The following is a 478-nucleotide window of genomic DNA, read 5'->3' as shown; positions in this document are numbered from 1 at the left end:
GGTGTCGGTGGTTTCCGGCTCGATTCGCGGCGAAACCCTATCGCTACCGCTACAAATTGAATTACTGGAGCAGGACTACAACACGGTCGGCTCCTTTACCGCCGCGGCGCTGTTAACGCTGATGGCGATTANTGGCGATTGTTACCCTGTTTTTGAAGAGCATGTTGCAATGGCGTCTGGAGAACCAGGAAAAACGCGCGCAGCAGGAGGAAAATCATGAGCATTGAGATTGCCAATATTAAGAAGTCTTTTGGTCGCACCCAGGTGCTGAACGATATCTCACTGGATATTCCTTCAGGTCAGATGGTCGCGCTGCTGGGGCCATCCGGCTCGGGCAAAACCACGCTGCTGCGAATTATTGCCGGGCTGGAACATCAGTCCAGCGGGCATATCCGTTTTCATGGCACCGACGTCAGCCGTTTGCATGCTCGCGACCGTAAAGTGGGATTCGTATTCCAGCACTATGCGCTGTTTCGCC

1 protein-coding gene and 1 pseudogene are annotated in these 478 nt (G+C 53.9%); both read left to right on the top strand.

Features of this window, described 5'->3' with window-relative positions:
• Positions 1 to 227 (top strand): annotated as a pseudogene (gene cysW / locus FDX22_RS19955) (sulfate/thiosulfate ABC transporter permease CysW); the annotation flags it as partial.
• On the top strand, positions 217 to 478 hold a 262-nt coding region (locus FDX22_RS19950), incomplete at its 3' end, for an ATP-binding cassette domain-containing protein (RefSeq protein ID WP_146717670.1). The pseudogene cysW and the gene FDX22_RS19950, both read left to right, overlap by 11 nt.

Origin of the sequence: Citrobacter sp. TBCS-14, assembly GCF_005280805.1 — a bacterium.
GTDB lineage: Bacteria > Pseudomonadota > Gammaproteobacteria > Enterobacterales > Enterobacteriaceae > Citrobacter > Citrobacter gillenii.
The sequence above is the reverse complement of the archived record's forward strand: the minus strand, read 5'-3'. Positions and strand labels throughout refer to the sequence as shown.